Source organism: Microbacterium sp. Root1433D1 (assembly GCF_001426835.1).
GTDB lineage: Bacteria > Actinomycetota > Actinomycetes > Actinomycetales > Microbacteriaceae > Microbacterium > Microbacterium maritypicum.
In genome coordinates this window covers 908,603-920,641 of record NZ_LMFN01000003.1, presented here as the reverse complement: position 1 = coordinate 920,641, position 12,039 = coordinate 908,603, and the positions used below count along the sequence as shown (strand labels likewise).

Sequence of the window (12,039 nt, the reverse complement as noted above, 5' to 3'; positions counted from 1 at the left end):
CGCGCGGGGACCCCGTCGTCGGAGACCTTTCCGCAACGGGAGTAGCGTGAAGCTGTGAGCAGTGCTTCGACGGTCCTTCGACAGTTCGGGCCCATGGTGTATCTGCCGACGATCCTCTTCGCCCTCGGCGAAGGCGCCGTGATTCCGCTCATCCCGGTGCTCGCCGCATCCATGGGCGCCGACGTGGCGTTCGCCGCCCTCGTGGCCTCCGCCCTCGTCATCGGTCAGTTGTGCGGCAATCTTCCTGCCGGCTGGGCCGTGGGCAAGGTCGGCGAGAGGTACACGATGGTCATCGCCGGCGTGATCGCCATCGTGGCCGGACTCGGAATGGTGTTCGCGCCCTCGCTCGGCGTGCTGGCGGCCTCGGTCTTCCTCCTCGGGATCTGCGCGGCGGCCTTCGGTCTCGCCCGGCACGCGTTCATGACCACTCGCGTGCCGGTCGCCTTCCGTGCGCGTTCGCTTTCGCTGCTGGGCGGCAGCTTCCGCCTCGGCATCTTCATCGGCCCCTTCGTGGCTGCGGGGCTCCTGCAGCTGTTCGGGAGCGAGAGTGCGGCGATCTGGTTCTTCCTGGGCTGCCTGATGGTCATGGTCGTGCTGGTGCTCTTCGGGCCCGACCCCGAGAAGATGATCCCGCCGGTACCGTCGACCACTCACGAGCGCTATCTGGAGGACTCCGGCGAGGCGGTGAGCGGGTCGATCCCGACGATCGAGCGCCTGGGCATCTTCCAGACCATGTGGCGTCAGCGCGCGGTGCTCGGCCGGCTCGGGCTCGCCGCCGCGTCGCTCTCCGCGGTCCGCTCGGCGCGACAGGTGGTGCTGCCGCTGTGGGGACTGTCGCTGGGATTGGATGCCTCGACCATCGCCCTCGTGGTCGGCGTCTCGGGCGCCATCGACTTCGCGCTCTTCTATGCGAGCGGCCAGGTGATGGACCGCTTCGGCAGACTGTGGGCGGCGATGCCGGCGATGGTTCTCATGGGCGCAGGGTTCCTCGCCCTGTCGTTCACGCACGACGTGGATGCGGCGGTTCTGTGGTTCGGCATGTTCGCCGCCGTCCTCGGTGTCGGCAACGGCCTCTCGAGCGGCATCCTGCTGACCCTGGGCGCCGACGTCGCCCCGAAGCGGGAACCCGCGGCGTTCCTCGGATCCTGGCGCACGCTCACCGATGCGGGCGGGGCGATCGCCCCGCTGCTCGTCTCGGCCATCACGGCTGTCGCCGCCCTGCCGTTCGCGGCGGCCGCGATGGGCGTGGTCGGCCTCGTCGGCGCTCTGGGGTTCCTGCGGTGGATCCCGCAGTTCGTGCCGCGGGAGCGACCGGAATCCGGCGACGACTCCTCCGAGGGGGAACAGGAATGACCCAGGCTCTGGAGGCGGATGCCCACCGACTGGTCTCGACCTTCGTGCCCCGATCGGAACGAGACCGTGCAGCGCGGGCCGACTTCAGGTCGTTCTTCGCGGCAGAGGGTGGCCCGGTGCATCGGGAGGCAGGACCCGACCACCTCACCGCGTCGTGCGTGGTGTTCGACGCATCACTGCAGCACACGCTGCTCGTCTTCCATCGCAAGGGGCAGTTCTGGGTGCAGCCGGGAGGCCACGTCGAGCACAGCGATGATTCGGTCGTGGCGGGAGCTCTACGTGAACTGCGCGAGGAGACGGGCATCGTGGTGGAGCCGACGCCCGCCCCTCTCGCCTACGACCTCGACCACCATGGGCTTTCCTCGCGCTTCGGCGCCTGCGCCTCGCACCTCGACATCGGCATCGCGGTCGTCGTCGACCGTGAGTCCGCGCTGACCGTGAGCGAGGAGTCGGAGGACGTGCGCTGGTGGCCGGTCGACGCCCTGCCCGCCGAGGTGCCGCCGCAACTCGTTCCCCGGCTCGACGGACTGCTCACGCAGCTGCGCGACCCTCGCTGAGCCGAGGCAACTGTCATCGCAGGGCCGTGCGGCTGGTGGCGGTCGATTCCAGCGGGACGCCGTCGGGCACGAACACGGACACCAGCGGAGGATGCCATTCCGCGGCGACGGTCACCCGGGCGGTGACGCCGTCGGGCGTGCCCGCGGCGGTGAGCGACGCCTCGCCCGGCAGCGCGCTCATGAGAGCGTCGGCCTGTTCCTCGACGCCGGCATCGGTCAGCTCGGCCCGCACGCTGTCGTCGTACACCGCCAGGGTGAAACCGTCCGCTCCGGCGAGCGCCGCGGAATCGGCGAGTGCGTCCAACCGCTTCTGGGCGATGTAGAGATCGGTGGCGCAGACGCACACGAAGATCACGGCCAGAGCGAGCAGTACGTAGCCGAGAGTGAGCAGCAGCACGCTCCCCTCCTCCTGGTCGCCGACCGCGCCGTGAGCTGTTCGGGTCTGCTCCCTCATCCCGTTCCCCACAGCCGCGACACCTTCTGCACCGCTTCGGCCTGCACAGGGACGGCCGTCGAACGATCGAGTCCGAGCACCTCCGGCACCAGCGGCAGCCGCACCCGCGTGGTGACGGTGACGACGATCGTCGTGCCGGCCGACGGACACTCCGCTGCGGGCGGTGCGCAGGAGAGCATCACATCGACCGCGTCCTCATCGAGGCCGTACTCGTCCACGATCCCTGCGAGAACCGCGTCGCTGCGGTCCGCCGCGGTCGCAGCGTCTGGCGCTCGCGCGATCACGCGGGCGATGTGCCGTGCTGCCGCTTCCGCCCCGAAGGTCTGCTCCTGGATCGCTCCGAGCGCGATGACGAGATAGATCAGCGGCACCAGGAGGATCACCCCCACCGCGATGAACTCCAGGGCGGCCGATCCCTCGTCATTCTTCCCCGAAAGTCTCGGCAGGTGCATGAGCCTCCACCTCCATCGCGAGGGGAAGGCCGATCAGTCCGAGCAGCGGAAACGTCGTGCGGACCCGGACGTCGACCGTCTCGTAGGGCGGGGCGCCGGAGACGCCGATTTGGATGTCCTCGGCGTAGTCCGCGCCGACCGCGCGGGAGATGACGTCTCTGGTGCGTTCGATGCCCTCCTCCGGGGTCGTATCGGCGAGAGCCGCGTGGTAGGCGCCTTCGACGGCGGCGTCGTGCACCACGTTGCGCACGTACACCGCGAACGCGAGCTGCAGCACAGCGAGCGTGAGGGCGGTGAGGAGCGTTCCGACGAGCACGAACTCCACCGGGCTGGAGCCGCGATCATCCGCGCAACCACTCCGGTCGTCCACGTCAGAGCCCCGAGACCCTCTGGATCGCCTGCTCGAACAGTGAGGTCAGAGCGGGACCGGCGACGGCCCAGATGAGCACCACCAATCCCGCAGTCATCAACGTGACGAGCACCCATCCGGGAACGTCACCCGCTTCGTCGTCGATGAAGGCGCGGAACCGGGTCTTGACGTCATGCCACCGGCGTCGCCGGTGCTCCTGTGTTCGTGCGGTCATGGTGGTCCTTTCGTCGGGCGGTCAGCCGATGCCGAGCCGGAGGATGAAGAGTCCCGGATACACGGCGAAGAGCACCGAGAGCGGAAGGATCAGGAAGACGAGCGGGAGGAGCATCAGGATCTCTTTGCGCCCCGCCTGCTCGATCAGTACGCGCTTCGCGTCTTCGCGTGCATCGCCCGCCTGCGCATGCAGGACGGCGGCGAGCGGGGCACCGTGCTCGAGCGCAGCGATCACCTGGTCGACGACGCGAGACAGTCCGGGAAGCTGCAGCCGTCGCGCCATCTCGTTCAGCGCATCGGCCAAGGGCGACCCGGTGCCGACCGCGAGCACCACCTGGCGCAGCTCGGCGGTGAGCTCACCCGACCCCACATCGGCGACCCGGCGCAGCGAATCGAGGAACCCCTCACCCGCGGAGAGACACAGAGCCAGGAATTCTAGCGTCGTCGGAAGCTCATCGGTGAGCCGCGCCCGGCGGGACCTGGCGCGCGCGGAGAGCTGCACGTCGTATGCGGCGGCGGCCGCCGCGCCGCAGAGCAGCGGCATCGCGCCCGTCGGCACTGACAACCGGCCAGTCACCGCCAGCACGGTCAGCACAACCGCGCCCACACCGATCCCGGCGAGACCCCACCCCAGCTGCCGCCCGCGGAACGCAGCCGGGTCCGTGCGCAGACCCGCCTGCGCCAGCCGCTGCCGGAGAGCCTCTCCCCCGCCGAGCATCCTCTCGAACCCGCTTCGCGCGCGCTCCCACAGCGTCCGCCCGCTCGCTGGCAGTGCTCCCGCAGCGGGAAGAACCCCGCTGGGCAGCTGATCATCGGCGACGACGTCGCGCACGTAGGGCCCGATCCGCACGGCCAGAGATGCCGCCCTCCACCGCGGGAGGGCGGAGAGGATGCTCATCACTCCCGCGGCGAAGCCACCCCCCGATCAGGATGGCGCTCGCGAGGACCGAGATCGCGCTCATCCGAACCACCGCCGAGGCTCGGGAAGCCGGCCGATGCGGACCATGACGTGGAAGGCGAGGACCGACACCGCCGCCCCCAGACAGATCACGATCACGCCTTCGGGCGTGCCGTATGCCGCAGCGCCCTCAGGTCGGAGCACCAGCAGGCCGAGGATCACCCACGGCGCGACGGCTCCGAGAACCGCGGCACCGCGGATCCACGACTGTCGCGCCTCGACCTCGCCCCGGAGCGCCGCATCCGCCCGCACCGAGCTCGACAGGGCGCGCAGCACACTGATCAGTTCCGTGCCGCCGACCTGACGCGCCATCCGCAAGGTCTCGGCGATGCGATCGCCGATGGGGTCGGCCAACGTGGACTTGAGCCGATCGAGGCTCGACTCGAACCTTCCGCTCGCCCGCAGATCTCTCGCGAAGACGATGAACGCCGGCCTGAGCATCTTCGGTGCGGACTCCGCCAGACTCGCCACCGCGTCGGGGAGCGACAAGCCCACGCGGATCGATGCGATCAGGAGATCGCAGACGTCCGGCCAGAGCTGTCGCCGCAATCGTCGCAGTCGCGTGCGGCGCCCTCGGAGGAGCATGATCGGCGCCGCCGCCCCCGCAAGGCCTGCCAGTACGGAGAGCACCGCGATTCCGGTCAGAAGCCACACCACGGACGCCGCGACCAGCCCGGCCGCGATGATGACGGTGAGAAAGACACGTCGCGAGAGCCCGTCGAACCCCGCCTCCTCGATCAGACGGACGAGCCGACCCTGTCGCGGGAGCGGTTCGGCCTCGTCCGACAGGGGCCACATCCATGGCGAGAGGCACAGGAGCACACCCGCAGCGAGGACAGCGCCCACGAGCACCGTCACGATGCGGCCTCGATCGGACGCAGGTCCCCGCGCTCCCTGCCGAAATCGTCGCTCTGCCGGGTTCGCGCCCGGTAGACCGACCTCGTGCGCACCTTCCCCTCGTCGATGTCGCCTGTCGGAGCGATGATCTCCTGCACGTGTCGCCGTCCTGCCCGATCTCGGACGCAGTGCACGACCAGATCGATCGACGCGGCGAGCGCCGGTGCGATGAATGCACGATCGATGTTCCGTCCGGCCAAGAGCGGGAGGATCGTGAGCTTCTCGATGGCTTCGGTCGCCGAGTTCGCGTGCACGGTGCACGCCCCGGGTACGCCGGTGTTGAGCGCGAGCACGAGATCAAGGGCTTCGGCGTCGCGGACCTCGCCGACGACGAGACGGTCGGGGCGCATGCGCAGCGCCTCCTTCACCAGTCGACGCAAGGTGATCTCCCCGGTCCCCTCGAGACTCGCCTGGCGCCCCTGGAGCGAGACGAGATCTGGCCCCTCCACGGCCAGTTCGAACGTCTCCTCCACGGTGACGATGCGCTGCGTACCGGCGCAGGAGGCCAGCAGCGCGCCGAGCATGGTGGTCTTGCCCGCGTGCGTCGCACCCGAGACGATCACGCTGCGGCCGTCGTTCATGGCGGTCGTCAGCAGCTCCGCGACGTCGGTCGGCATCATCCCCTGCGCCGCGAGCGCGTCGAGGGATCGATACTTCGGCAGGAACTTGCGGATGTTGACGGCCCAGGAGCCGCGCACCACATCGGCGATCGCCACGTGCAGACGGGATCCGTCCGGCAACGAGGCATCCACGAACGGCTGGCTGATATCCACCCGCCGGCCGGTCGACTGCAGCATGCGCTCGACGATGTCGCGCACCGCGACATCGTCGAGACGAAGGCCCGTCCGCTCTGCCTCGCCCTCGCGGGCGATGTGCACATGGCCGGATCCGTTCAGCCAGATCTCCTCGATCTCCGGATCGTCGAGCAGCGGCTGCAGCGCACCGAATCCGCTGAGCGACGCCATGACCTCTCTCACGCACGCCGCTTCATCGTCGATCAGCGCCTCGCCGCGAGCGAGGGCGAGATCGTCGTGGCGGCGAACCTCGGCGTGGGTGATGCGCCAGGCCGCCTGCGGATCGATCGACGGGTCGATACCCTCAGCGCGCAGACGCGACCGCACACGCTCGGCGACAAGGGCGGACGGATGACTCACCCAGGCATCCTCGCAACAATCGCCCTCCGCCCTCCGAAGTTATCCACAGCCGCCCTGGCGCGCCCGAGCGCTCAGGGGGAGACGGACTGCGGGCTGATCCCCAGACAGGCGGTTTCGACGATCAGTAGACTGTTTCCACCGCGCGGGAGTGGTGGAATTGGCAGACACGCAGGATTTAGGTTCCTGTGCCCCAGGGCGTGTGGGTTCAAGTCCCACCTTCCGCACGAGAGACGACGGCATCCTTCTCGGGTCGCCACGACATCGCTCTGTTCTACCGCCGACCATTCACGACCGACGGGACTCCCCCTGTGCTCGAAACCATGCTGCACGCGCCGACCGCTCTCATCCCCTGGCTCGACCCTGCGACGATCATCGGGACCGCCGGGCCGTGGGCACTGCTCGTGGTGTGCTTCATCATCTTCGCCGAGACCGGTCTGCTCGTCGGGTTCCTGCTTCCCGGTGACACCCTCCTGGTGATCGCCGGCCTCCTCTCGCACCCGATCGCGGGCTCCGAGCACGGCGTCTTCGGCATCAACGTCTGGTGGGTCGCACTCCTGATCGGCCTCGCGGCGTTCGTCGGCGGTGAAGTCGGATACGTCATCGGGCACAAGGGTGGACCGGCGGTCTTCGAGCGCAAGGAATCGGGCCTGTTCAGCAAGAAGAACGTCGAACGCACGAACGCGTTCTTCGAGCGCTTCGGCGGCATCACCGTGATCCTCGCGCGCTTCGTGCCGATCGTGCGCACCTTCGCGCCGGTCGCCGCTGGTGTGGGCCATATGCCATGGCGCAAGTACACCCTCTACAACCTGATCGGGGCAGTCCTCTGGGGCTTCGGGCTCACCATGTTCGGCTATCTCATCGGCTTCATCCCGCCGGTCGCCGAGTTCGTGGAGAGCTACATCGACCTGATCCTGCTTGCGGCCGTCGGTGGCACCGCGCTCGTCACCCTGTGGCACTACCTCTCCGAGCGTCACAAGGCCAAGAAGTCCGCTGCGGCAGGCGAAGACGTGGTCACCGACGCCGAGGAGGCACAGGAGCTCGTGCTCGACGCCGACGTCTTCGACCGTTCTCCCGACCTGGACGGCGACGGCAAGCACTGATCGCGCATCGGGGGCCGACTCCTCGGCACCCGATGATCACCCCGCGTTCTTGGCGCGCTCTTCCTTCGACCGCGCCACGCTCGCGCGCAGCGCTTCCATGAGGTCGATGACCTCGCCGCCCTCTGCCGCCTTCTCGGTTTCACCGAAGGTCTCGGCCACGTCGAACGTGTCGCCCGCCTCGATCTTCGCGTCGATGAGGGTGCGCAGTTCCTTCTGGTACTCGTCGACGAACGCCTCGGGGTCGAAGTCCGCCGAGTAGCTGTCGACGAGGGAGGCCGAGAGCTCCAACTCCTTCTTCGAGATCCGCACGTCCTCCTCCAGCGCCGGGAACGCGGCTTCGCGCACCTCGTCTGCCCACAGGAGCGTCTGCAGCACGAGCACCTTCCCTCGCACCCGGAGCGCGGCGAGGCGGGTCTTCTGCCGCAGGGTAAAGCGCACGATCGCCGTGCGGTCGGTCTGCTCGAGGGTCTTCCTCAGCAGCACGTAGGCCTTCGGCGACTTCGAATCGGGTTCGAGGTAGTACGGCTTGTCGAGTGTGAGCAGATCGACCTGGTCGGACGGCACGAACTCGACCACGTCGATCTCCCGGCTCTTCTCCGCCGGAAGCGCCGCGAGGTCGTCTTTTGTCAGCACGACGGTCTGGCCCTCATCGACGTAGGCGCGATCGATGTCCGCGTAGGCCACGGTCTCGCCGCACACCTCGCAGGTGCGCTGATAGCGGATGCGTCCGCCGTCCTTCTCGTGCACCTGATGCAGCGGCACGTCGTGGTCCTCGGTCGCGGAGTACACCTTGACCGGGACGTTCACGAGCCCGAACGTCAGTGCGCCCTTCCAGATCGTCCTCATCACACCAGTAGACACCAGCCGCAGCCGTCACGACCAGCCCCTTGACCACCCGACCCCTCGACCACGCGGACCCTTGACTACGCTGGCCCCATGGTCACAGAAGGGCAGATCGTGCAGGTCGACGGCCGACGCCTGCGTGTGACCAACCTCGACAAGGTCGTGTACCCCGAGACCGGCACCACCAAGGGCGAGATCATCGCCTACTACACGGCCATCGCTCCACTCCTGCTCCCCCTCCTCGACGGCCGCCCCGTCACCCGCAAACGCTGGGTGGAGGGCGTCGGGAGCGCGGAGGCCCCGGCTGACTCGTTCTTCACGAAGCAGATCGAGCCGGGCGCGCCGTCGTGGATCCCCCGTCACGCGATCCAGCACTCGGACGGCCCCAAGGAGTACCCCCTCGTCCAGGACGTCCCGACCCTCGTCTGGCTCGCGCAGGTCGCCGCCATCGAACTGCATGTGCCGCAGTGGCGCTTCTCCCCCGAGGGCCTTCCCGGCAAGCCCGATCGGCTCGTGCTCGACCTCGACCCCGGGGAGGGGGTGGGGCTGGAGCAGTGTGCCGAGGTCGCCCGCATCGCCCGCGTCATCCTGTCCGACATGGGGCTCGACCCCCTGCCGGTCACCAGCGGCAGCAAGGGCATCCACCTGTACGCATCACTGCCCGGCGAGCAGACGAGCGACGAGGTCTCGACCGTCGTCAGAGAGCTCGCGCGAATGATCGAGAACGACCACCCCGACCTTGCCACCAGCGTCATGGCGAAGGCGGTCCGTGGTGGCAAGGTGTTCCTCGACTGGAGCCAGAACAACGGCAAGAAGACCACGATCTCGCCCTACTCGCTCCGCGGTCGTGCGCAGCCCTGGGTGGCTGCTCCTCGCACCTGGGACGAACTCGACGACCCGGGCCTCGCCCAGCTCGACCTCGATCAGGTGCTCGCCCGCGCGGCCGCCGGCGTCGACCCCCTCGCGACGCTCCGCCCGCCCGAGACCGCTCCGCTCCCGCAACCGGCGAAGGCCCGACGCTCCCACCGGTATCCCCAGAGCTCTCCCGCGCCCGCCTCCCCTCCGATCCCGGCATCGGTGGCGCCGATGCTCGCCGAGAACGGCTCCCCCGGGGTCGCCCGCGCTCTGAGCGACCCCTCGTGGGTCGAGGTCAAGTGGGACGGCATCCGCGCGATGGGCACCTGGGCAAACGGGCGGATGCTGCTGCACGCACGCAGCGGAATCGACATCACCGCCCGCTACCCCGAGCTCACAGCCGACGGAGCGCCCTTCCTGCCGGTCGCAGACGCGATCGTCGACGGGGAGATCGTCGCCTTCGACTCCCACGGTCGCCCGAGCTTCTCCCTCCTCCAGAATCGGATGCACCTCACCCGCCCGCGAGAGATCGAGCGCGAGGTGGTGCGCACGCCCATCGTCTACATGCTGTTCGACCTGCTGCGTCTCGACGGACACGACCTCACCGGCATGCCTCTGCGGGAGCGTCGCACACTGCTCGAAGATGTGATCGCCGACCTCGACGCCCCCGTGCAGATCCCTCCCGTGTTCGACGACGTCGACGCGGCACTCGCTGCAAGCCGGGAGTTCGGGCTCGAGGGCGTCGTCGTCAAGGATCCGGTGTCGCGGTACCGCCCGGGGCAGCGCTCCCCCTCCTGGCTGAAGCTCAAGCACACCAGGATGCAGGAGGCGGTGATCGTCGGGATCCGCCCCGGCAAGGGCGACCGGGAGAGCACGCTCGGGTCACTGCTGCTCGCCGTGCCCGACCCGAACCGAAGTGGGGGCGGCCTGCGCTACGTCGGACGCGTGGGGACCGGATTCACCGACCGCATCCTGCGCGATCTGCTCACGCGACTCGAACCGCTGCGGGTGGACGCCGCACCGCTCGACGGAGTACCCGCCCCGGATGCCTCCGACGCCCTCTGGGTGCGGGCGGAAGTCGTCGGCGAGGTCGAGTTCGCGAACTGGACTCCGGACGGCGTGCTCCGTCATGCCCGCTGGCGAGGTCTGCGCCCGGACAAGAGCCCGGACGAGATCTCCGTCGAGGCCTGAGGCTCGATCGAGCAGATCAGGCGTGGTGCGGCTCGCAGTCCGACTGCTCGGCCGGCTCGATCTGGAAGGTGGAATGCTCCACGTCGAAGTGATCGGCGAGGCACGCCTGCATCTCGGTGAGCAGTTGGGCTGAACGGCCGTCGGCGTACAGCGCCGGCTCGATGCTGACGTGGGCCGTGAACACGGGTGCTCCGCGTGTGAGCTGCCAGACGTGCACATCATGCACGCCGACGACGCCCTCGTATCCGAGAAGGTGGGTACGGATCTCGCTCACCGCCGTGCCCTTCGGCGCGGACTCGGCGAGAACCGAGAACACCTCCCGCAGCAGGGCGATGGCCCGAGGGATGATCATCGCCGCGATGAACAGCGACGCGATGGCATCGGCCGGCATCCATCCGGTGACGAGGATGACCACCGCTGCCACGATGACCGCCACAGAACCGATCAGATCGCCCATCACCTCGAGGTAGGCACCGCGCACGTTGATGCTGGTGCGCTGGGCGCGACTCAGCAGCCACATCGACACGGCATTCGCGAGCATTCCCACCACCGCGACGATCAGCATGAGGCCGCCGGCGACCTCGACCTCTCCCGGATCGATGAGTCGCCCGATGCCCTCGATCGCGACCCAGGTCGCGAGGGCGATCAGGATGACGGCATTGATCAGCGCACCGAACACCTCGGCGCGCTGATATCCGAAGGTGCGCCTGTCATCCGCCGGGCGCGCGGCGACAGTCGCGGCGATGAGAGCGATCACGAGGCCGGAGGCGTCCGTGAACATGTGTGCCGCATCGGCGAGCAGCGCGAGAGAACCGGAGAGCAGCGCGCCGACGATCTGGACGAGCATCACCGTCGCGGTGAGGGACAGCGAGATCGCGAGCAGGCGTCTGCTGCTCGCGGAGCGGATGCCGCCGGGGGCGGGTGCGTGATCGTGCATGCCCCCAGGCTAGACCGGGACGACGGCCCGGAAGGCCTGTTCCGGCTAGTCGGGAAGGGTAACGATTCTCAGCTTCAGCAGCGGTTTCTCGCGACCGAGAGCCGAGCGCGCTCAGAGCGCGGCGAGCAGCGGAACCAGTTCGGCGAAGGCGCGGGCACGGTGGGACTGCGCCTGCTTCTCCTCGGAGGTGAACTCGCCCACCGACCGCTCCTCCCCTGCGGGCTGACCGTCCGGGACGAAGATCGGGTCGTACCCGAAGCCCCCTTCTCCCGTTGCCGCGTGGGCCAGGCGCCCCGGCCAGCGTCCCTCCACGACCTGCTCACGGCCGTCCGGCAGCACGAGGGCGATCGTCGAGGTGAAGTGCGCGGTCCGGTGCGGGTCGGCGATGTCACGCAGCTGGTCGAGCAGCAGCTCGAGGTTCGCCGCGGCGTCCTTCTTCTGACCGGCCCAATAGGCCGAGAACACCCCGGGAGAGCCGCCGAGAACGTCGACGCAGATGCCGGAGTCGTCGGCGAGAGCCGCGAGTCCGGTGTGAGCGGCGGCCGCCCGTGCCTTGATCAGCGCGTTCTCGGCGAACGTCACGCCGTCTTCGACCGGCTCGGGACCGTCGTAGCCGACGACCTCGAGATCGGGACGGGCCTGCGCCACGATCTGCTGGAGTTCCGCGACCTTGTGCGGATTGTGCGTCGCGAGCACGATCCGCAT

The 12,039-nt window shown here is 68.9% G+C and carries 14 protein-coding genes and 1 tRNA gene; 5 read left to right on the top strand and 10 right to left on the bottom strand.

Features of this window, described 5'->3' with window-relative positions:
• The first annotated feature begins 93 nt into the window (after positions 1 to 93).
• Together ASD13_RS15390 and ASD13_RS15385 are read left to right on the top strand one after the other, a co-directional pair.
• On the top strand, positions 94 to 1,353 hold the full coding sequence (locus tag ASD13_RS15390; RefSeq protein ID WP_055870998.1) for an MFS transporter: 1,260 nt from the start codon (positions 94 to 96) through the stop codon (positions 1,351 to 1,353).
• Complete coding sequence (locus ASD13_RS15385; RefSeq protein ID WP_055870995.1) at positions 1,350 to 1,910, top strand: NUDIX hydrolase; 561 nt, start codon at positions 1,350 to 1,352, stop codon at positions 1,908 to 1,910. Before ASD13_RS15390 ends, ASD13_RS15385 begins: the two co-directional genes overlap by 4 nt.
• Before the next feature lie 13 nt (positions 1,911 to 1,923).
• On the opposite strand, the gene ASD13_RS15380 is transcribed toward ASD13_RS15385, so the two are convergent.
• From ASD13_RS15380 to ASD13_RS15350, 7 genes are read right to left on the bottom strand one after another with little or no spacing between them, the layout of a single operon-like run.
• On the bottom strand, positions 1,924 to 2,364 hold the full coding sequence (locus ASD13_RS15380; protein ID WP_055870992.1) for a pilus assembly protein TadG-related protein: 441 nt from the start codon (positions 2,362 to 2,364) through the stop codon (positions 1,924 to 1,926).
• Positions 2,361 to 2,816, bottom strand: a complete 456-nt coding sequence (locus tag ASD13_RS15375; RefSeq protein ID WP_055870988.1) for a hypothetical protein — start codon at positions 2,814 to 2,816, stop codon at positions 2,361 to 2,363. The genes ASD13_RS15380 and ASD13_RS15375 overlap by 4 nt, the downstream gene beginning before the upstream one ends.
• On the bottom strand, positions 2,785 to 3,186 hold the full coding sequence (locus tag ASD13_RS15370; protein ID WP_055870985.1) for a TadE/TadG family type IV pilus assembly protein: 402 nt from the start codon (positions 3,184 to 3,186) through the stop codon (positions 2,785 to 2,787). Before ASD13_RS15370 ends, ASD13_RS15375 begins: the two co-directional genes overlap by 32 nt.
• A gap of 1 nt (position 3,187) precedes the next feature.
• On the bottom strand, positions 3,188 to 3,400 hold the full coding sequence (locus ASD13_RS15365) for a hypothetical protein (protein ID WP_055870983.1): 213 nt from the start codon (positions 3,398 to 3,400) through the stop codon (positions 3,188 to 3,190).
• 21 nt (positions 3,401 to 3,421) lie between these two features.
• On the bottom strand, positions 3,422 to 4,297 hold the full coding sequence (locus ASD13_RS15360; protein ID WP_235562616.1) for a type II secretion system F family protein: 876 nt from the start codon (positions 4,295 to 4,297) through the stop codon (positions 3,422 to 3,424).
• Between the two features lie 60 nt (positions 4,298 to 4,357).
• Positions 4,358 to 5,215, bottom strand: a complete 858-nt coding sequence (locus ASD13_RS15355) for a type II secretion system F family protein (RefSeq protein WP_055870978.1) — start codon at positions 5,213 to 5,215, stop codon at positions 4,358 to 4,360.
• Positions 5,212 to 6,408 carry a CpaF family protein gene (locus tag ASD13_RS15350; protein ID WP_200942489.1) on the bottom strand — a complete coding sequence of 399 codons (1,197 nt, stop codon included), beginning with the start codon at positions 6,406 to 6,408 and terminating at the stop codon, positions 5,212 to 5,214. Before ASD13_RS15350 ends, ASD13_RS15355 begins: the two co-directional genes overlap by 4 nt.
• A 142-nt stretch (positions 6,409 to 6,550) precedes the next feature.
• On the opposite strand from ASD13_RS15350, the gene ASD13_RS15345 reads away from it, so the two are divergent.
• Positions 6,551 to 6,632 (top strand) — tRNA-Leu (locus tag ASD13_RS15345).
• A 96-nt stretch (positions 6,633 to 6,728) separates the two neighbouring features.
• Positions 6,729 to 7,508 (top strand): DedA family protein, encoded by a 780-nt coding sequence (locus tag ASD13_RS15340; protein ID WP_055871254.1) that lies wholly within the window; start codon positions 6,729 to 6,731, stop codon positions 7,506 to 7,508.
• 36 nt (positions 7,509 to 7,544) lie between these two features.
• On the opposite strand, the gene ku is transcribed toward ASD13_RS15340, so the two are convergent.
• Positions 7,545 to 8,354, bottom strand: a complete 810-nt coding sequence (gene ku / locus ASD13_RS15335; protein ID WP_055870975.1) for a non-homologous end joining protein Ku — start codon at positions 8,352 to 8,354, stop codon at positions 7,545 to 7,547.
• 90 nt (positions 8,355 to 8,444) lie between these two features.
• On the opposite strand from ku, the gene ligD reads away from it, so the two are divergent.
• A complete protein-coding gene (ligD, locus tag ASD13_RS15330; RefSeq protein WP_055870962.1) occupies positions 8,445 to 10,397 on the top strand; it encodes a non-homologous end-joining DNA ligase in 1,953 nt (650 codons plus the stop codon).
• A 16-nt stretch (positions 10,398 to 10,413) separates the two neighbouring features.
• On the opposite strand, the gene ASD13_RS15325 is transcribed toward ligD, so the two are convergent.
• The gene (locus ASD13_RS15325) at positions 10,414 to 11,334 is read right to left on the bottom strand and encodes a cation diffusion facilitator family transporter (RefSeq protein WP_055870959.1); all 921 of its coding nucleotides are present in this window, start codon (positions 11,332 to 11,334) and stop codon (positions 10,414 to 10,416) included.
• 111 nt (positions 11,335 to 11,445) lie between these two features.
• Positions 11,446 to 12,039: an RdgB/HAM1 family non-canonical purine NTP pyrophosphatase gene (gene rdgB, locus ASD13_RS15320; RefSeq protein ID WP_055870955.1), complete on the bottom strand. Its 594-nt coding sequence runs from the start codon at positions 12,037 to 12,039 to the stop codon at positions 11,446 to 11,448.